Origin of the sequence: Enterobacter sp. 342 (genome assembly GCF_036663495.1) — a bacterium.
GTDB lineage: Bacteria > Pseudomonadota > Gammaproteobacteria > Enterobacterales > Enterobacteriaceae > Enterobacter.
In genome coordinates, this window is the sequence record NZ_JAWUEI010000003.1 from 210906 (window position 1) to 230501 (window position 19596).

At 53.2% G+C, this 19596-nt stretch carries 17 protein-coding genes and 1 pseudogene; 7 read left to right on the forward strand and 11 right to left on the reverse strand.

Features of this window, described 5'->3' with window-relative positions:
- Positions 1 to 9 precede the first annotated feature (9 nt).
- The 4 genes from hofC to nadC all read right to left on the reverse strand — a co-directional run bounded on the left by hofC (position 10) and on the right by nadC (position 4082).
- Entirely contained in the window at positions 10 to 1194 is a 1185-nt protein-coding gene (gene hofC / locus V6E55_RS04245; RefSeq protein ID WP_316942239.1) for a protein transport protein HofC, read from the reverse strand.
- Positions 1184 to 2566: a type II secretion system protein GspE gene (gene gspE, locus V6E55_RS04250; protein ID WP_316942240.1), complete on the reverse strand. Its 1383-nt coding sequence runs from the start codon at positions 2564 to 2566 to the stop codon at positions 1184 to 1186. Before gspE ends, hofC begins: the two co-directional genes overlap by 11 nt.
- Before the next feature lie 10 nt (positions 2567 to 2576).
- Positions 2577 to 3014 carry a prepilin peptidase-dependent pilin gene (gene ppdD / locus V6E55_RS04255; protein WP_316942242.1) on the reverse strand — a complete coding sequence of 146 codons (438 nt, stop codon included), beginning with the start codon at positions 3012 to 3014 and terminating at the stop codon, positions 2577 to 2579.
- Between the two features lie 174 nt (positions 3015 to 3188).
- Entirely contained in the window at positions 3189 to 4082 is an 894-nt protein-coding gene (gene nadC, locus V6E55_RS04260; protein ID WP_129996679.1) for a carboxylating nicotinate-nucleotide diphosphorylase, read from the reverse strand.
- Between the two features lie 87 nt (positions 4083 to 4169).
- Between nadC and ampD the strand changes: the two genes are divergently transcribed.
- Both ampD and ampE read left to right on the forward strand, forming a co-directional pair.
- Positions 4170 to 4721: a 1,6-anhydro-N-acetylmuramyl-L-alanine amidase AmpD gene (gene ampD, locus V6E55_RS04265; protein WP_028016699.1), complete on the forward strand. Its 552-nt coding sequence runs from the start codon at positions 4170 to 4172 to the stop codon at positions 4719 to 4721.
- A 9-nt stretch (positions 4722 to 4730) separates the two neighbouring features.
- Positions 4731 to 5585 (forward strand): beta-lactamase regulator AmpE, encoded by an 855-nt coding sequence (ampE, locus tag V6E55_RS04270; RefSeq protein ID WP_114979104.1) that lies wholly within the window; start codon positions 4731 to 4733, stop codon positions 5583 to 5585.
- Positions 5586 to 5603: 18 nt separating this feature from the next.
- On the opposite strand, the gene V6E55_RS04275 is transcribed toward ampE, so the two are convergent.
- From V6E55_RS04275 to V6E55_RS04290, 4 genes are all read right to left on the reverse strand, one after another.
- Positions 5604 to 6554: a glycoside hydrolase family 43 protein gene (locus V6E55_RS04275; RefSeq protein ID WP_316942243.1), complete on the reverse strand. Its 951-nt coding sequence runs from the start codon at positions 6552 to 6554 to the stop codon at positions 5604 to 5606.
- Between the two features lie 10 nt (positions 6555 to 6564).
- Positions 6565 to 7962 (reverse strand): MFS transporter, encoded by a 1398-nt coding sequence (locus V6E55_RS04280; RefSeq protein ID WP_316942244.1) that lies wholly within the window; start codon positions 7960 to 7962, stop codon positions 6565 to 6567.
- 167 nt (positions 7963 to 8129) lie between these two features.
- On the reverse strand, positions 8130 to 9500 hold the full coding sequence (aroP, locus tag V6E55_RS04285) for an aromatic amino acid transporter AroP (RefSeq protein ID WP_028016703.1): 1371 nt from the start codon (positions 9498 to 9500) through the stop codon (positions 8130 to 8132).
- Positions 9501 to 9546: 46 nt separating this feature from the next.
- Positions 9547 to 9774 carry a hypothetical protein gene (locus tag V6E55_RS04290; protein ID WP_129323925.1) on the reverse strand — a complete coding sequence of 76 codons (228 nt, stop codon included), beginning with the start codon at positions 9772 to 9774 and terminating at the stop codon, positions 9547 to 9549.
- 263 nt (positions 9775 to 10037) lie between these two features.
- On the opposite strand from V6E55_RS04290, the gene pdhR reads away from it, so the two are divergent.
- The 5 genes from pdhR (at position 10038) to traT (ending at position 18014) form a co-directional block, all read left to right on the forward strand.
- On the forward strand, positions 10038 to 10802 hold the full coding sequence (gene pdhR / locus V6E55_RS04295; protein ID WP_008501960.1) for a pyruvate dehydrogenase complex transcriptional repressor PdhR: 765 nt from the start codon (positions 10038 to 10040) through the stop codon (positions 10800 to 10802).
- Between the two features lie 123 nt (positions 10803 to 10925).
- Positions 10926 to 13589 carry a pyruvate dehydrogenase (acetyl-transferring), homodimeric type gene (aceE, locus tag V6E55_RS04300; protein ID WP_114979108.1) on the forward strand — a complete coding sequence of 888 codons (2664 nt, stop codon included), beginning with the start codon at positions 10926 to 10928 and terminating at the stop codon, positions 13587 to 13589.
- 14 nt (positions 13590 to 13603) lie between these two features.
- On the forward strand, positions 13604 to 15487 hold the full coding sequence (gene aceF, locus V6E55_RS04305; protein ID WP_316942245.1) for a pyruvate dehydrogenase complex dihydrolipoyllysine-residue acetyltransferase: 1884 nt from the start codon (positions 13604 to 13606) through the stop codon (positions 15485 to 15487).
- A 175-nt stretch (positions 15488 to 15662) separates the two neighbouring features.
- A complete protein-coding gene (gene lpdA, locus V6E55_RS04310) occupies positions 15663 to 17087 on the forward strand; it encodes a dihydrolipoyl dehydrogenase (RefSeq protein WP_023332094.1) in 1425 nt (474 codons plus the stop codon).
- Positions 17088 to 17282: 195 nt separating this feature from the next.
- Positions 17283 to 18014 (forward strand): conjugal transfer complement resistance protein TraT, encoded by a 732-nt coding sequence (gene traT, locus V6E55_RS04315; protein WP_114979110.1) that lies wholly within the window; start codon positions 17283 to 17285, stop codon positions 18012 to 18014.
- 87 nt (positions 18015 to 18101) lie between these two features.
- Here traT and V6E55_RS04320 read toward each other — a convergent pair whose 3' ends face one another.
- From V6E55_RS04320 to V6E55_RS04330, 3 genes and pseudogenes are all read right to left on the reverse strand, one after another.
- Complete coding sequence (locus V6E55_RS04320) at positions 18102 to 18893, reverse strand: DUF2950 family protein (RefSeq protein ID WP_316942246.1); 792 nt, start codon at positions 18891 to 18893, stop codon at positions 18102 to 18104.
- Positions 18894 to 18903: 10 nt separating this feature from the next.
- A pseudogene (locus V6E55_RS04325) lies at positions 18904 to 19533 on the reverse strand (DUF3300 domain-containing protein); the annotation flags it as partial.
- The coding region (locus V6E55_RS04330; RefSeq protein ID WP_223720247.1) for a hypothetical protein at positions 19529 to 19596 on the reverse strand (68 nt) is incomplete at its 5' end. The pseudogene V6E55_RS04325 and the gene V6E55_RS04330, both read right to left, overlap by 5 nt.

Here is a 19596-nt window from a genome sequence, read left to right on the forward strand (position 1 = left end):
GCGCCAGCATTATCCTGCGCTCATCGCATCCCCCAGATGGAAAATAGGCAGGTACATTGCCACCACCAGTGTGCCGATGATGACTCCCGTCACAATCAGAAGCAAAGGCTCCAGAAGTGCCGCCAGGTTATCTGCCTGCTGGAAGGTTTGCTCCGTGTGATGGTGGGCAAGGTTCTTCAGCATGACGTCCAACGCCCCTGACATTTCACCGGTTCGTAAAAGCTGAATACACAGTGGGGTAAAGATTGCCGTCTTCTGGAAGGATGGCCAGATGGGGAGACCTTTTTCAATGTCCTCCCGCACATTGCGGAGAACTCCTTGCCAGTACTGATTTTCAACGGTTTCCTCCGCGCTCTCCAGCCCCTGTAAAAAGGGAATGCCCGCCTGTTGTGTGAGCGACAGCACGGTAAAGATCTGTCCCAGTTTTTGGCCCTTTGCCAGTGCGCCCATGACGGGAGTATGCAGCAAAATACGTTGCCAGCGAGGGTCATTTCGCAGAATCCAGGCGGCAGCCACAGGTACAAGCAGTACAGCGAACTGTGCGAGGGAATATGACTGCATAAAAGCGGCCATCCCCATGACAATCTGTGTCAGTAGCGGGAGCGGAGTATTAAACGTCCTGTAGATAGCGGCAAATTCGGGCAAGACCAGAGTGACCATCGCCAGCACGACAAGTACGGCCAGCATCAGGATTATCATCGGATAGCGCAGTGCCTTTTTCACTTTTGCATTGAGCTGCTGCTGAGACTTTTGTTGCTGTGCTAGCTGGCGGCAACACTCTTCCAGTTTTCCTGTTAGCTCACCGGTTTTCACCATTGAGACATGCAATGGGCTAAAGACCGCAGGCCATCGCTTTAGTGCCTCTGAAAAAGGGCATCCTTCACTAAGTTCATCGGCAATGCTTTGCAGGAGTGCCTGCCAGGGTTTTAATGGATGCTGGTCCGCCAGCATTTGCAGACTATGGGATAATGTCAGCCCAGCCTGCAGAAGAGTCGCGAGCTGGCGAAACATCTCGTAGCAGTGATGTGGCCGCCAGCGGTATTTCTGTGAGCATCGGGTCACTGTCAGCGGATGTAACTCGTTACGCATCAGCCTGGTGAAAGCCGCATTACGGTCTGTCGCCCAGAGTGTTCCACTCCGGGGCTCTCCTTCAATGGAAAGCGCTCGCCAGCGCCAGAGTTGGTTAGCAACCATCGGGCATTCCCAGGACGCGCAACAACTCTTCGAGTGTAGTCAGACCCTGTTCAACCGCGATACAGCCGTGTTCGAACAGGGAAAGCATTCCTGCCTGTCGGGCACTTGCTTCTATCACTTCGGTTCCTGCGCCGCTGGCAATGGCCTGCCGCAGGAAACTATCGATCACAAGAACTTCAAAAATGGCCACGCGGCCATAGAAACCGTGATAGCAGCGATCGCAACCTGTGGGTTGCCAGCGTGGAAGCGGTCTGCACCAGACTGAGCGAGGTAATTCAGCGTTTTCGTTGGCTTCCCGGCGACAATGTGGGCAAAGACGACGAACCAGGCGCTGAGCAATCACCATCGAGAGTGCGGAAGATATCATCCAGCGCGCCACGCCCATCTGCTCCAGGCGAGTCAGGGCTTCTGTTGTTGAGTTAGTGTGCAGCGTCGATAACACCAGATGCCCGGTCTGGGCGGCATTAATGGCAATCTCAGCCGTTTCACCATCACGAATTTCGCCGATCATAATGATGTCAGGATCCTGACGTAGCAGCGCTCTCAGCACGCTCTGAAATGTTAAACCCGCGCGGGGATTAATCTGCGTCTGGTTTAATCCCGCAAGCGGGATCTCAATGGGATCCTCCACGCTACAGATGTTAACATCAGGCGTGTTACGTGCCTGCAACGCACTGTAAAGCGTCACCGTTTTTCCACTGCCAGTGGGACCCGTGACCAGAATCAGCCCCTGTGGCTGATGGAGAACGTCGGTAAAGCAGGTCAGTTGTTCAGTACTCATACCGAGTGCTTTCGGCTCAAGAGCCTGCTGAACCTGATGCAACAAGCGCAGAACAATCTTTTCGCCACCGCTGCAGGGAAGTGTGGCGATTCGAAATGAGACAGGCTCATTTGCCAGCTCAATCGTAAACTGACCGTCCTGCGGTAAACGGCGTTCAGCAATATCCAGGTTACCTAACACTTTTAAACGCGCGCTGAACTGGGTTGCCATTGCTGCAGAAATCGGAGGTTGCGGGCACAGTACGCCGTCAATACGTAAGCGGATCTGGCATGCGTGCTCCATCGGTTCGATATGAATGTCGGAAGCGCGTTGATTTATCGCCTGTTGCAGCGTGTGGTTGAGGATTTCCACTGCTGAATGTGATGGAGAAACGACAGGCAGATGCGATTGTGACGTTAACTGCCGGTGTTTTTCCATACGCTCAGTGCTCCAGCATTCGATATCAATCCGTTTCTGGGTCGCGAAACGCAGCGCTTCCATTAGCTCACTACCTGGGTTTCCCACGACGGCAATGCTAATCATGTCACTATCGCTGGTTAGCAGCAGAGCGTGATGGCGCAGACAGAGTGCCACGAGTTGATCCGTATTCATTCTCTGCTCCTCAGTTAGTGTCGAAGCGGAAAACATCTTCGCAAGCCTGTTTAAGGGCACTGTCAGCACTGATGTTGCAGTCACGCATCCAGCCTGTCATACCGTTGCCGTTGTTCCACTGTGGCGTCATAACCACCTCCAGCCCATTGAGACTCTCCTGGCCTGTTAAGGTCACGATCCCTTTCGTCACGCTCATTCCTGAGACGTAACGCGTCGTGGTGGGGGAAGGAATGCCGTTACTGCCCGCGTCACAGCGTTCCACACCACCATGATCCAGTGCGCAAAGCTCAATGGCAGTACGGTAGGGAATGAAGGTTTGTAGCATATCGGTCAGTGCCGCTTTTCGCAGGTAGTTCTGGTAGGCGGGTACGCCGATGGCACTCAGAATTGCAATAATGCCAATGACTACCATCAGCTCAATGAGTGTGAATCCCTGTTGTCTGTCCATGTCTGCTCCTTATGTCGAATGGCGCTACTCTGGCAGCGCAAAAGAGCAGGGGCGAGGGACAAAAAAGGGAACGGGAAGGGGTCTTCAGAGAATTCATTTGGTGTTGCAGGGAAGGACAACGGATTTGCGAGCGGGGCTGAAATTCCCCTCTCCGGGCGGAGAGGGGAGAAGACACTATTTAAAGCGCATCGAGAGGTCGAGGGCTCGCACGTGTTTGGTCAGCGCCCCGACGGAGATGTAATCGACCCCGGTCTCGGCGAATTCACGGATAGTATCGAACGTCACGTTACCGGATACCTCAAGCTGAGCCTGGCCGTTAGTCAGTTTTACTGCTTCGCGCATCTGCTCTGTTTCGAAGTTATCGAGCATGATGATATCGGCCCCGGCCTTTATCGCCTGCACCAGTTCTTCCAGGTTTTCGACTTCCACTTCAACAGGGACATCTGGGTGTAGCCAGAAGGCTTTTTCAACCGCCTGACGTACCGAACCCGAGGCGATAATATGGTTCTCTTTAATCAGGAACGCGTCTGATAACCCCAGCCGGTGGTTTGCACCACCACCACAGAGCACCGCGTATTTCAGCGCCGTACGCAGGCCCGGCAGTGTTTTACGGGTATCCAGTAACTGTGTACGGGTGCCGACAAGCAGGTCAACGTAGCGGCGTACTTCACTTGCCACCCCGGATAAGGTCTGGACGAAGTTAAGCGCGGTTCGTTCACCGGTGAGCAAAACGCGGGACGGACCATTCAGCTCAAACAGCGGCTGGTTTGCCGTAATCACATCGCCGTCTTCAACATGCCAGGTGATCTGCACATCATCACCTGCCAGTTGGGTAAAGACCTCTTCAACCCAGCGCTTACCGCAAAAAACGCCATCTTCACGGGTGATAATGACGGCGTGCGAACGTGCTTCTTTTGGCAATAATTGGGCAGTAATATCCTTTTCGGCATTGATGTCACCGCCCAGATCTTCTTTCAAAGCATGGGCAACGCTTGCCGGAATATCCATATTAATACGTTCCAGAAGCGCTTCACGTCGGTGGTCGGGGTTGTAGCGGCGAGGCGGCATGATAAAACTCCAAATTGGTAACGAATCATAATATTGAAACATGCTACTCTGAACCGAGTAACAGCACCATACATAAGGAGTTCCAGCATGTTGTTAGAAAACGGATGGCTGGTGGATGCGCGGCATGTGCCCTCGCCGCACCACGACTGCCGCCCGGAGGATGAAAAGCCCACACTGCTGGTTGTTCATAATATTAGTCTCCCGCCGGGTGAGTTTGGCGGCCCGTGGATCGATGCGTTATTCACAGGAACGATAGATCCTGATGCACATCCTTTCTTTGCTGAGATTGCACATCTGCGCGTGTCGGCCCATTGTCTGATTCGTCGCGATGGTGAAGTCGTTCAGTATGTTCCCTTTGATAAACGCGCCTGGCATGCCGGGGTGTCGATGTACCAGGGGCGTGAACGATGCAACGATTTTTCTATCGGAATCGAACTGGAAGGCACTGACACCGTGCCCTATACCGATTCACAGTATCAACAACTCGTGGCTGTAACCAAAACGCTTATTGGACTCTACCCGGCCATTGCCGAAAATATCACGGGACACAGTGATATCGCTCCGGCGAGAAAAACCGATCCCGGCCCGGCCTTTGACTGGTCCCGGTTTCGCGCCATGCTTACTGCGCCGTCAGAATAAGGAGATAACATGACGTTGTTTACCATGCTGCTGGTCATCATCGCTGAACGCCTGTTCAAACTCGGCGAGCACTGGCATCTGGATCACCGGCTGGAGGTGCTTTTCCGCCGGATTAAGCACTTCTCCATGCTGCGCACGCTGCTGATGCTGGCAGGGGTGATGGTGATTACGTTTCTGCTGCTGCGCTCGCTGCACGGACTCTTTTTCAACGTACCGTTACTGGTCGTGTGGATCCTGCTTGGAGTGTTGTGCATTGGTGCGGGTAAGGTGCGTTTGCATTATCACGCTTATCTTAAAGCGGCATCTCATGATGATGCCCATGCACGCAGTGCGATGGCGAGCGAACTGACCATGATCCATGGGGTACCACCGGATTGCGATGAACGTGAGTTTTTACGTGAACTGCAAAACGCACTGCTGTGGATTAACTTTCGTTACTACCTCGCACCGCTGTTCTGGTTTGTGGTGGGGGGCCCGTGGGGACCGGTATTGCTGATGGGGTATGCTTTTCTTCGTGCCTGGCAGACCTGGCTTGCCCGCTATCTGACACCGCATGAACGCTTGCAGTCCGGGATTGATGCCATTTTGCATGTGCTTGACTGGCTCCCGGTGCGGTTCGTGGGTGTGGTATATGCGTTGATTGGTCACGGCGAAAAAGCGCTGCCTGCGTGGTTCGCTTCTCTTGCCGATCGTCATACGTCGCAGTACCAGGTGTTAACGCGTCTGGCGCAGTTCTCTCTGGCGCTCGAGCCGCATACCGATAAGATTGAAACGCCAAAAGCCGCTGTGTCGATGGCGAAGAAAACGTCATTTGTGGTGGTGGTTGTGGTGGCGCTGTTGACCATTTACGGCACGCTGGTGTAGGCCAGCGCGCCATAAACACTAAAGCGTATCCGCAGGCGGGATGCCGAAATCAGGCATCCCGTTTTCTTTCCAGCGGACAAGCTTCAGGCGGGTATGACGGTTCGGATCGTAAAGCGGATCACCCTCAATTTCGGTGTAGTTACGTGCGTGATACACCAGCACATCTTCCCCATCCGGCGTCTGCGTAAAACTGTTGTGCCCGGGCCCATACTGGCGATTTTCAGCGCTGGTGGTGAATACCGGGCGCGGAGATTTCTGCCAGTTCGCCGGGTTTTGCGGATCGGCGGTCATATCGATCCATAATAGACCCATGCAGTAGTTCTCATCGGTCGCGCTGGCGGAATAGCTGATGAAGAGTTTGTCGCCGTGAAACAGTACAGCCGGGCCTTCGTTAACCCAGAATCCGCGGCACTCCCAGTCAGACTCTGGCTTACTGAGCATCACCGGCTCGCCTTTCAGTGTCCATGGATTGTCCATTTCACACAGATAGAGGTTGGAGTTACCGGAGATATCCGGGGCTTTTTGCGCCCACAGATACCAGCGTTTCCCCTGGTGCACAAAAGTGGTGGCATCCAGTGCAAAGGTGTCAAATGGCGTGATGACCTGACCTTTCTCCTCCCACATGCCCGCGAGCGGATCGCGGTCAGTACATTCCAGCACAAACATGCGGTGCTGGAACATGCCGAGCCTGTCGAGCGCCTGAGTGTGTGCCGCCGCAAAGTAGATGTACCACTTACCGTCAATATGATGCAGCTCCGGCGCCCATATTAACTCGCTCATAGGGCCAGTATCGGGTTTACGCCACACTACCACTTCGTCGGCGCTGCGCAGCCCTTCCAGCGAATCTGAGCGGCGGATTGCCAGCCTGTCATACTGCGGTACGGAGGCAATAAAATAGTATTGCCCCTCGTGGTACAAAATGTACGGATCGGCGCGTTGCTCAATAAACGGGTTTGGCCAGGTTTGCATTCGGCTTTCCTTATTTTGTCTCAGCGGCTTTGAGTTCCGGATAATCGTTCAGCTCGCGATAGTTGTTACGACGCTTTTGCAGATCGGACTGGATCTGCTTCATGGTTTCGCGGTCCACTTTCAGCAGACGCACCACTCCCGCGGTAATCAGATATCCCACGCCCGGAATCACCGTGAACAGCAGCACAATACCGTTGATGGCATCCGCGCTCTGCGCTTTCGCACCGGCGTCGTAACCGTACCAGGAGAGCAGGAAGCCCACCATTGCACCGGCAACCGCCAGCCCCAGTTTGAGGAAGAAGATGTTGCCGGAGAAACTGATACCCGTGATGCGTTTTCCGGTTTTCCACTCGCCGTAATCGTCCACATCGGCCATCAGCGACCAGTGCAACGGAGACGGGATTTGGTGCAGAATATTCAGCAGGAAATAGAGCACGACAATGGTGACGGTGGCTTTCGGGTCGAAGAAATAGAATGCGCAGGAGAAAATTTCCAGCGCGATGTTGGTCCAGAAAAACACCTTCAGCTTACACCAGCGGTCAGTTAATACTTTCGCCAGCATACTGCCGAGCATCATGCCGACCACCCCGAGGCTGATAAACAGCGTGGCGAAGTGGGTGCTCTGGCCCATCACCCAGGTGACGTAATACATGGTCGCCGCCATGCGGATAAAACCCGGGCAGACGTTGCACAGGGTTAATAGCAGAATGCGCACCCATTGATCGTTCTTCCACACGTCTTTCAGGTCGTTTTTCAATTCGTCATGCGTCTGTACCGCCGGGCGCACACGCTCGCGAACGGTGGCGAAGCAGAACAGGAACATACAGGTACCAATCAGTGCCAGTACGGTCATCGCCATCTGGTAACCTTTCGCTTTGTTATCACCACCAAACCAGTCGGCCATCGGCAGCAAAGTGAGTGACAGCAGCAGTGTCGCGATACCGACCATCACGAAGCGATAAGACTGACAGGCGACGCGCTCTTTAGGGTCGTTAGTAATCACGCCACCCAGCGAGCAGTACGGAATGTTGATGGCGGTGTAGGTCAGCGACAGCAGGAAGTAGGTGACAAAGGCATAGATAACTTTGCTGTTATAGCTCCACTCTGGCGTGGTGAACATCAGGATGCTGAACAGTGCATAGGGGATGGCGATCCACAGCAGCCATGGACGAAACCGCCCATATTTACTGCGGGTACGGTCAGCGATAGCACCCATAATAGGGTCTGTTACGGCATCAATGACACGAACAGACAACAGCAATACGCCGACTAATGCAGGAGCCAGACCAAAAATATCCGTATAGAAATAGTTAACAAACAACATGATGGCGCCGAAGATGATGTTGCATCCTGCGTCTCCCATCCCATAGCCGATCTTTTCTTTTACTGACAGTTTGTTGTTATCCATTAACTGCTCTCCAGGTTGCGGTATGGAGAGAATTATTTGCTGGCAAAGGAATTTTTGCGTTGCAGTATCGCGTCGGTGATATGGATAAAATTGCTGTTGGCGGGAATTTGTGAGGAAGGTAACAACACTCTGCACACCGGAAAAGGCGTGCAGAGTGGAAGGGCAGATTAGTGTGCTTTCACCGCGTTGCCGTTTTTCTGTTTAACCAGATAACCCACGCCGAGGATCGCAATCCAGACCGGGATCAGGTACACAGAAATCGCCATCCCCGGGGTGATCAGCATGATGACCAGCACAGCGGCCATGAACAGCAGACACACCCAGTTACCCAGCGGATAAAGCAGAGCCGGGAAACGCGTAGTCACACCTTGCTGCTGTTTGGCGCGGCGGAACTTGATGTGCGCCAGACTGATCATCGCCCAGTTGATAACCAGAGCCGAAACCACCAGTGCCATCAGCAGTCCGAAGGCGGATTCCGGGGCCAGATAGTTAATCAGTACGCACAGCGCCGTCACAATGGCCGATACGATAATGGTGTTTACCGGCACACCACGTTTGTCGACGTTGAGCAGGGCTTTCGGGGCGTTACCTTGCTGAGCCAGACCAAACAGCATACGGCTGTTGCAGTATACGCAGCTGTTGTAAACAGACAGAGCAGCGGTCAGCACCACGATATTCAGGGCGTTTGCCACGAAGGTATCGCCCAACTCGTGGAAGATCAGCACAAACGGGCTGGTATCCGCGGTCACGCGCGTCCATGGCAGCAGAGAGAGCAGCACGGCCAGTGAACCCACATAGAAGATCAGAATACGGTAGATAACCTGGTTAGTGGCTTTCGGGATGCTCTGCTCCGGGTTGTCGGCTTCAGCGGCGGTGATACCGACCAGTTCCAGCCCCCCAAAGGAGAACATAATGATAGCCATCATCATCACCAGCCCACTCATCCCGTGTGGCAGGAATCCGCCCTGTTCCCACAGGTTACGTACCGTTGCCTGCGGGCCACCGTTACCGCTGAACAGCAGCCAGCCACCGAAGATGATCATTGCCACAACGGCGATGACTTTGATGATGGCGAACCAGAACTCCATCTCTCCGAACACTTTTACGTTGGTCAGGTTAATGGCGTTGATAATAACGAAGAAGGCTGCAGCAGAGGCCCAGGTTGGGATCTCCGGGTACCAGAACTGAATGTACTTACCGACAGCGGTAAGTTCAGCCATGGCAACCAGTACGTACAGCACCCAGTAGTTCCAGCCAGAGGCGAAGCCCGCGAAGCTTCCCCAGTACTTATAGGCAAAGTGACTGAAAGAACCAGCAACGGGTTCTTCAACGACCATTTCACCTAACTGACGCATAATCAGAAAAGCAATAAAACCTGCGATAGCGTAACCCAAAATAATGCCAGGACCGGCTGACTGGATAACGGATGCGCTTCCCAGGAACAGGCCAGTGCCGATAGCACCACCCAATGCGATGAGCTGTATATGGCGGTTTTTCAGGCCGCGCTTTAGCTGATCGCCGTGCTGTTGAGCTTCCATTTGAAACCTCGTGTGTGGTTGTTATGTTCACGCTGGGCGTGTGTAATTATGAATGTCCGTTTTCTGTATTTATTTCTTTACGGTTAATGATACCGAAAAAATCGTAGATGACTTCCGTAAGCGCCAGAATAGTGGTAAGTGCCTGCGAATGCACCTGCTTTATGAAGGGCTGATGACGAGTTGAATAAAAAGAAAGCATTTGTAAATCACTCCGCGAACCTTTCTTACCCCAACCTATAGAATAGAAATGCGCCATAAGTGGGCTAATTTTCATTATTTGCTTTGTTGAATCGCTTCAGATTGCAAAAACCCTCGTTTCAATATGGTTAAAACTCCCTCTTTGTGAGTAATCAACTCATTTGTGCAAAGTTACATTTCTGAAACGTTATTTCTGTAAGGTTGTTAAAATGTGCAGCGTTTACTGATTTCAATCAAAACCAATATGGACAGAAGGTGAATACTTTGTTACTTTAGCGATACGAAATAGAAATTGGTAAGACCAATTGACTCCGGGCAAAAAGGCGTAAGACAGGGAATATGGCCTACAGCAAAATTCGCCAACCAAAACTATCTGATGTGATTGAGCAGCAGCTGGAGTTTTTAATCCTCGAAGGGACTCTGCGCCCGGGTGAGAAACTTCCGCCAGAACGCGAGCTGGCAAAACAGTTCGACGTTTCACGTCCCTCTCTGCGTGAGGCGATTCAACGTCTCGAAGCAAAGGGCTTGCTGCTTCGTCGCCAGGGCGGCGGAACCTTTGTGCAAAACAGCCTGTGGCAGAGCTTCAGCGATCCGCTGGTAGAACTTCTCTCTGACCACCCAGAATCCCAGTTTGACCTGCTTGAGACCCGTCACGCGCTTGAAGGTATTGCGGCCTATTACGCCGCTCTTCGCAGCACTGATGAAGATCGCGTGCGTATCCGCGAACTGCATCAGGCCATTGAACGGGCACAGCAGTCCGGCGATTTAGACGCCGAGTCCAGCGCCGTCGTCCAGTATCAAATCGCCGTCACCGAAGCGGCCCACAACGTGGTGCTTCTCCATCTGCTACGCTGCATGGAGCCCATGCTGGCCCAGAACGTTCGTCAGAATTTTGAATTGTTGTATGCCCGTCGGGACATGCTCCCACTGGTAAGCAACCATCGCACCCGAGTATTCGAGGCGATAATGGCCGGGGAACCGGAGCAGGCGCGCGAAGCGTCGCACCGACATCTGGCTTTCATTGAGGAAATCTTGCTGGACCGCAGCCGTGAACAATCGCGTCGCGAACGTTCATTACGCCGCATACAGCAACGAAAGGATTAAGCGCCAGGTACTTTTAGAGCGCGGCAACTAAACGCAGAACCTGTCTTATTGTGTTCTTGCCTAAGAGCACAATGGGACAGGTTCCAGACAAATCAACGTATTAGATAGATAAGGAATACCCCCATGTCAGAACGTCTCCAAAATGACGTGGATCCGATCGAAACTCGCGACTGGCTACAGGCGATCGAATCGGTCATCCGTGAAGAAGGTGTTGAGCGCGCTCAGTATCTGATTGATCAGCTGCTTTCTGAAGCCCGCAAAGGCGGTGTGAAGGTTGCTTCAGGTGCAGGGGCTAGCAACTACGTAAACACGATTGCCGTCGAAGACGAACCGGAATACCCGGGCAATCTGGATCTGGAACGTCGTATCCGTTCTGCAATTCGCTGGAACGCCATCATGACCGTTCTGCGTGCATCCAAGAAAGACCTGGAACTGGGTGGCCACATGGCTTCCTTCCAGTCTTCTGCAACTGTTTACGAAGTGTGCTTCAACCACTTCTTCCGTGCAGCGAACGAGAAAGACGGCGGCGATCTGGTGTACTTCCAGGGCCACATCTCTCCGGGCATCTATGCACGTGCATTCCTGGAAGGTCGTCTGACTGAAGAGCAGATGAACAACTTCCGTCAGGAAGTTCACGGTAAAGGTCTGTCTTCTTATCCGCACCCTAAACTGATGCCAACCTTCTGGCAGTTCCCGACCGTTTCTATGGGTCTGGGCCCAATCGGTGCGATCTACCAGGCTAAGTTCCTGAAATATCTGGAACACCGTGGTCTGAAAGACACCTCTGAGCAGACCGTATACGCCTTCCTGGGCGACGGTGAAATGGATGAGCCAGAATCTAAAGGTGCGATCACCATCGCGACCCGTGAGAAGCTGGACAACCTGTGCTTCATCATCAACTGTAACCTGCAGCGCCTGGATGGTCCGGTAACCGGTAACGGTAAGATCATCAACGAACTGGAAGGCATCTTCGCAGGTGCTGGCTGGAACGTGGTTAAAGTCATGTGGGGCGGTCGTTGGGATGAGCTGCTGCGTAAAGACACCAGCGGTAAACTGATCCAGCTGATGAACGAAACCGTTGACGGTGACTACCAGACCTTCAAATCCAAAGACGGTGCCTACGTTCGTGAGCACTTCTTCGGTAAATATCCTGAAACCGCAGCACTGGTTGCAGACTGGACTGATGAGCAGATCTGGGCCCTGAACCGTGGTGGTCACGATCCGAAGAAAGTCTACGCTGCACTGAAAAAAGCGCAGGAAACCAAAGGTAAAGCGACTGTAATCCTGGCCCACACCATCAAAGGTTACGGCATGGGTGATACCGCAGAAGGTAAAAACATCGCTCACCAGGTTAAGAAAATGAACATGGACGGCGTGCGTTATATCCGCGACCGTTTCAACGTTCCAGTGACTGATGAGCAGGTAGAAAACCTGTCTTACATCACCTTCCCGGAAGGCTCTGAAGAGCACAAGTACCTGCACGAACGTCGTCAGGCGCTGAAAGGCTACCTGCCAGCTCGTCAGCCTAACTTCACCGAGAAACTGGAACTGCCAGCGCTGGAAGACTTCTCTCAGCTGCTGGAAGAGCAGAATAAAGAGATCTCGACCACCATCGCTTTCGTTCGTGCCCTGAACGTGATGCTGAAGAACAAGTCGATCAAAGATCGTCTGGTTCCAATCATCGCCGACGAAGCGCGTACTTTCGGTATGGAAGGTCTGTTCCGTCAGATCGGTATCTACAGCCCGAACGGCCAGCAGTACACCCCGCAGGACCGTGAGCAGGTTGCATACTACAAAGAAGACGAGAAAGGTCAGATCCTGCAGGAAGGTATCAACGAACTGGGTGCTGGCGCATCCTGGCTGGCTGCTGCGACCTCTTACAGCACCAACAACCTGCCAATGATCCCGTTCTACATCTACTACTCCATGTTCGGGTTCCAGCGTATCGGTGACCTGTGCTGGCAGGCTGGCGACCAACAGGCTCGCGGCTTCCTGGTAGGCGGTACTTCCGGTCGTACGACCCTGAACGGTGAAGGTCTGCAGCACGAAGATGGTCACAGCCACATTCAGTCTCTGACCATCCCTAACTGTATCTCTTACGACCCGTCTTACGCGTACGAAGTGGCAGTCATCATGCATGACGGTCTGCAGCGCATGTACGGTGAAGCACAAGAGAACGTTTACTACTACATCACCACCCTGAACGAAAACTACCACATGCCGGCAATGCCAGCAGGTGCCGAGGAAGGTATCCGTAAAGGTATCTACAAACTCGAAACCATCGAAGGTAGCAAAGGTAAAGTTCAGCTGCTGGGCTCCGGTTCTATCCTGCGTCACGTACGTGAAGCAGCACAGATCCTGGCGAAGGACTACGGCGTAGGTTCCGATGTGTACTCTGTTACTTCCTTCACTGAACTGGCGCGTGATGGCCAGGATTGTGAGCGCTGGAACATGCTGCACCCAATGGAAACCCCACGCGTTCCGTACATCGCTCAGGTGATGAACGATGCACCAGCGGTGGCGTCTACTGACTATATGAAACTGTTCGCTGAGCAGGTTCGTACTTACGTACCAGCTGATGATTATCGCGTACTGGGTACTGACGGCTTCGGTCGTTCTGACAGCCGCGAAAACCTGCGTCACCACTTTGAAGTTGATGCTTCTTACGTGGTTGTAGCAGCACTGGGCGAACTGGCTAAACGTGGCGAAATCGATAAGAAAGTGGTTGCGGAAGCAATTACCAAATTCAACATCGATGCAGAAAAAGTTAACCCGCGTCTGGCGTAAGAGGTAAAAGAATAATGGCTATCGAAATCAATGTACCGGACATCGGGGCTGATGAAGTTGAAATCACCGAGATCCTGGTCAAAGTTGGCGACAAAGTTGAAGCTGAACAGTCGCTGATCACCGTAGAAGGCGACAAAGCCTCTATGGAAGTCCCGTCTCCTCAGGCTGGCATCGTTAAAGAGATCAAAGTCTCTGTTGGCGATAAAACCGAGACTGGCAAACTGATCATGATTTTCGATTCCGCCGACGGTGCAGCAGCTGCTGCACCTGCGCAGGAAGAGAAGAAAGCCGCTCCGGCCGCCGCTGCTCCAGCAGCTGCCGCGAGCGCGAAAGAAGTAAACGTGCCTGATATCGGCGGTGACGAAGTTGAAGTCACTGAGATCCTGGTGAAAGTGGGCGACACCGTTTCAGCTGAGCAGTCACTGATCACCGTAGAAGGCGATAAAGCCTCTATGGAAGTGCCAGCTCCGTTCGCCGGTACCGTTAAAGAGATCAAGATCAACACCGGTGACAAAGTGTCTACTGGCTCCCTGATCATGGTCTTCGAAGTGGCGGGTGCTGCACCTGCACAGGCAGCTGCTCCGGCGGCCGCGGCTCCAGCGGTTGCTGGCGGCGCGAAAGACGTTAACGTACCAGACATCGGCGGTGACGAAGTTGAAGTGACCGAAGTGATGGTGAAAGTGGGCGACAAAGTTGCCGCTGAACAGTCACTGATCACCGTTGAAGGCGACAAGGCTTCCATGGAAGTCCCTGCGCCATTCGCGGGTACCGTTAAAGAGATCAAAATCAGCACTGGCGACAAAGTGTCTACTGGCTCTCTGATCATGGTCTTCGAAGTAGAAGGCGCTGCGCCTGCTGCTGCTCCGGCGGCTGCGGCTGCTCCAGCACCGGCTGCTGCACCGGCTCAGGCGGCTAAACCAGCTGCTGCCCCTGCTGCGAAAGCGGAAGGCAAATCTGAGTTCGCTGAAAACGACGCTTACGTCCACGCGACTCCACTGATTCGTCGCCTGGCGCGCGAATTCGGTGTTAACCTGGCGAAAGTGAAAGGGACTGGGCGTAAAGGTCGTATCCTGCGCGAAGACGTTCAGACTTACGTGAAAGACGCGGTGAAACGCGCTGAAGCTGCACCAGCTGCAGCGGCAGGCGGCGGTATCCCGGGCATGCTGCCATGGCCGAAAGTGGACTACAGCAAGTTCGGCGAAATCGAAGAAGTGGAACTGGGCCGTATCCAGAAAATCTCTGGTGCTAACCTGAGCCGTAACTGGGTGATGATCCCGCACGTTACGCACTTCGACAAAACCGATATCACCGATCTGGAAGCGTTCCGTAAACAGCAGAACGCCGAAGCTGAGAAGCGTAAACTGGACGTGAAATTCACCCCAGTGGTCTTCATCATGAAAGCCGTTGCCGCCGCTCTTGAGCAGATGCCACGCTTCAACAGCTCCCTGTCCGAAGACGGTCAGAAGCTGACGCTGAAGAAATACATCAACATCGGTGTTGCGGTTGATACGCCAAATGGTCTGGTTGTTCCGGTCTTCAAAGACGTGAACAAGAAGAGCATTACTGAGCTGTCCCGTGAACTGACCGTGATCTCCAAGAAAGCGCGTGATGGTAAGCTGACGGCTGGCGAAATGCAGGGCGGTTGCTTCACTATCTCCAGCATCGGTGGCCTGGGTACAACCCACTTCGCACCGATTGTGAACGCGCCTGAAGTTGCGATCCTTGGTGTGTCCAAGTCCGCGATGGAGCCGGTGTGGAATGGCAAAGAGTTCGTACCGCGTCTGATGATGCCAATCTCTCTGTCCTTCGACCACCGCGTGATCGACGGTGCTGATGGTGCGCGTTTCATCACCATCATCAACAACACCCTGAGCGACATTCGCCGCCTGGTGATGTAATCGAAAAGCCGGCCTGACGGCCGGCTTTTTTCTGATAATCTCATGCTGTTTGTGAGGTTATTGGCGAAAGCGACAATTCGTGAGCCGTTTGTTGTTTCAAAATTGTTAACAATTTTGTAAACTGCGGGCGGATAGAACGACCCGGTGGACGACGGGTATAAATTAAGAGGTCATGATGAGCACAGAAATCAAAACTCAGGTCGTAGTACTTGGGGCAGGCCCGGCAGGTTACTCCGCAGCATTCCGCGCCGCGGATTTAGGTCTGGAAACCGTCATCGTAGAACGTTACAGCACCCTCGGTGGTGTTTGTCTTAACGTCGGCTGTATCCCTTCTAAAGCGCTGCTGCACGTAGCCAAAGTTATCGAAGAAGCCAAAGCACTGGCTGAACACGGTATCGTCTTCGGCGAGCCGAAAACCGATATCGACAAAATTCGTACCTGGAAAGAGAAAGTTATCACTCAGCTGACCGGCGGTCTGGCGGGTATGGCCAAAGGCCGTAAAGTGAAAGTGGTAAACGGTCTGGGTAAATTCACCGGTGCGAATACCCTGGAAGTGGAAGGCGAAAACGGCAAAACCGTGATTAACTTCGACAATGCGATCATCGCGGCAGGCTCTCGCCCAATCGAACTGCCATTCATTCCACACGAAGATCCACGCGTGTGGGATTCCACCGATGCGCTGGAACTGAAAACCGTTCCAAAACGCCTGCTGGTTATGGGTGGCGGTATCATCGGTCTGGAAATGGGTACCGTGTACCATGCGCTGGGTTCAGATATTGACGTGGTTGAAATGTTCGACCAGGTTATCCCGGCTGCTGACAAAGACATCGTTAAAGTCTTCACCAAACGCATCAGCAAGAAATTCAACCTGATGCTGGAAACCAAAGTCACTGCCGTTGAAGCGAAAGAAGACGGTATTTACGTTTCCATGGAAGGCAAAAAAGCCCCATCCGAACCACAGCGTTACGACGCCGTGCTGGTGGCTATCGGCCGTGTGCCGAACGGTAAAAACCTCGACGCGGGCAAAGCTGGCGTGGAAGTGGACGATCGTGGCTTCATCCGCGTTGACAAACAGCTGCGCACCAACGTGCCGCACATCTTTGCTATCGGCGATATCGTCGGTCAGCCAATGCTGGCGCACAAAGGTGTTCACGAAGGTCACGTTGCCGCTGAAGTTATCGCAGGCATGAAACACTACTTCGATCCGAAAGTGATCCCATCTATCGCGTACACCGAGCCAGAAGTTGCATGGGTTGGTCTGACTGAGAAAGAAGCGAAAGAGAAAGGCATCAGCTACGAAACCGCCACCTTCCCGTGGGCTGCTTCTGGCCGTGCTATCGCTTCCGACTGCGCTGACGGTATGACCAAACTGATCTTCGACAAAGAGACTCACCGTGTGATCGGTGGTGCGATTGTCGGCACCAACGGCGGCGAGCTGCTGGGTGAAATCGGTCTGGCTATCGAAATGGGTTGTGACGCTGAAGACATCGCGCTGACCATCCACGCTCACCCAACTCTGCATGAGTCTGTGGGCCTGGCGGCAGAAGTGTTTGAAGGCAGCATCACCGACCTGCCAAACGCAAAAGCGAAGAAGAAATAAGTTTCTTCATGATCGCTAAACGCCTCTTCGGAGGCGTTTTTTTTGTCTAAAACCTACCCATTATGGTAGGTATCTTATTGATATTTCCGCTAAAAATTTTCTCTCATCTGCCGATACCTTTTTCACCATTGTGTAGCTACTGGCCGCACGGTTTAGGGATTCTGGACTTTTGATTACACGAAAAAAGGAAATAACATGTCTTTGAAGAAAGTTGCGGTGATTGGCTTAGTGGCAGCAGCGATGACGCTGACCGGGTGTGGTGCGATGACCACAGCGGTGAAAAAACGTAATCTGGAAGTGAAAACTCAGATGAGCGAAACCATCTGGCTGGAGCCATCTAACGAAAAAACAGTCTACATTCAGGTTAAAAACACCTCTGATAAAGACATGAGTAACCTGCAAACCCTGCTGGCTAACGACCTTGTTGCGAAAGGTTATAAGGTGACCAGTTCTCCTGACGGGGCCTACTACTGGGTGCAGGCTAACGTTCTGAAAGCCGATAAAATGGATCTGCGAGAATCTCAGGGCTATCTGAAGACTGGCTACGAAGGTGCTGCAATGGGAGCGGCGCTGGGCGCAGGTATTACCGCCTATAACAGCAGCTCTTCTGGTGCGGCGTTGGGTGTGGGCCTGGCGGCGGGTCTGATCGGTATGGCGGCGGATGCGATGGTAGAAGATGTGAACTATACCATGGTGACCGACCTGCAGATCTCTGAGCGTAGCAAAGCAAAAGTCACCACCGATAACATCGCGGCACTGCGTCAGGGCACATCGGGCGTGAAACTGCAGACCAGCTCCGAGCAGGGCGATCGCGCTAAGTATCAGACACGTGTCGTGTCTAATGCTAATAAAGTGAACCTGAAATTCGAAGAAGCGAAACCGGTTCTGGAAGCGCAACTGGCAAAATCGGTCGCAAATATTCTGTAAGTTAAAAAGCCGGGTGGCGACTTCGCCTGACCCGGCCTACAAAACCTTCAGAGCATAGGCCCGCGCAAGCGAAGCGCTGTAGGGCAGTCAGGGGACAACGGGCACCCATGATTTATCCGGGTTGTACGCTGATAATGCCTGGGCTTTATGCTGTGAATCCTTCCCCAGATCGCTCTGGTAAACGGTATCATCCTGGTTTATCACAAAACTCATTACGCCTGTCTGACCGTAGCTGACCGGCCAGGCAACCATTGCGAAACCATTCTTATCCGGCAAAATTCTGAAGCGATAGCCGTGATAGCCAGTCCCCGGTTCTTTTGGACTGAATGCCGGGCCGAGCGGGCTGGGCGCTTCACCGGGTGATGCAGGCCAGTACAAACCGTCTTTTTTCCCAGTGGTGCTGACGATCTTCTGGGCATACCTCTGGTTCATCGCATAATAGCTCTGCTGTGCATCCACGTAAGCATGTAAGGCTTCAATCGCTGCGAGCTCGTTACGCCCAATTTCGCGGGTCAGGATCTCCTCAGCACCTTCTTTGATGTCAAATTGCCAGCCAGAAGTGGTCTTGATGACCGGGATAGGAAGTTGCCAGTCGGTCTCGCCGACAACAAGATGTGCCGTGTCACCTTCAACAACGGTGTTATGACGGACTTTCCAGTCGCGCAGGAAGCGATCGACGGCATCAGGGTCGACGCCTTCAGGGGGCAGGAAATCGCGCCAGTTTTCTCCAAGCAGGTTGTTCATTGCACTTTCATTCTGCTCACGAATGGCATTTGCCAGTGCATCGGTCGCCTGGTCAGGCGTGCTAAAGGATTGCTGCGCCATCGTCGAGGCCGAAAGCATGAACAACACCATTCCACTGAGTAGTTTACTTTTCATGTCGGCTCCCTTAACGATGTCGAATTTCACGGCGTTCAACGCGTCCGCCAGCTGCCTGGCGCGGTTGTTGTTGACGAGCTGCGATCTGTCGGCTTTGTGCCCCTCTCTGCTGCTGTGCCTGCCAGTTGGCGGAGCGACTGTCGTTGCCACTCAGAGCATTGGCCCGGTGCTGACTGATTCGCTGCTGGCTCGTGCGTTGCTGCGCAGTTTGCGAAACCCGTTTTTCAGTTCTTTGCGCTGTCTGGCGATTATCTCGCTGCTGCGTGGTCGTCCGCTTTGTCGTCTGCGGTTTTGTGTCATAGCCACGGTAGTTATTGCGCTGGGAAATCTGCTTCAGCTGGTCATTTGAGGCCTTGCGCTGGGCATCTCTGGTTCCCGTGCGAGCCGTTTGAGGGAAGGTTTTGCCCGTTGATTTCTCCATCTGGCTGAGGGCGGCCTGACGCTGGCTATCGCGATTAACCGGTTTTTGCTGCGTTGAACTTAACCCTGTGGCCGTGTTGGTGGAGTGGAAGCGGTTATTGAGCTGGTTCGTCGGATAGGGTACACCTTCGCGATAAGCCGGGTTGTGCTGCCAGGTGCGGTTGGCATCCGTCAGGCGCTGCCCGCTGATTTTATTAAAGTTCTCAACTGTAGATTCAATCTGTCAATGCAACACCCCTTTCAATTATCTCTTTCGGTGTTTTGAACTTCAGTGTCTTTCTCG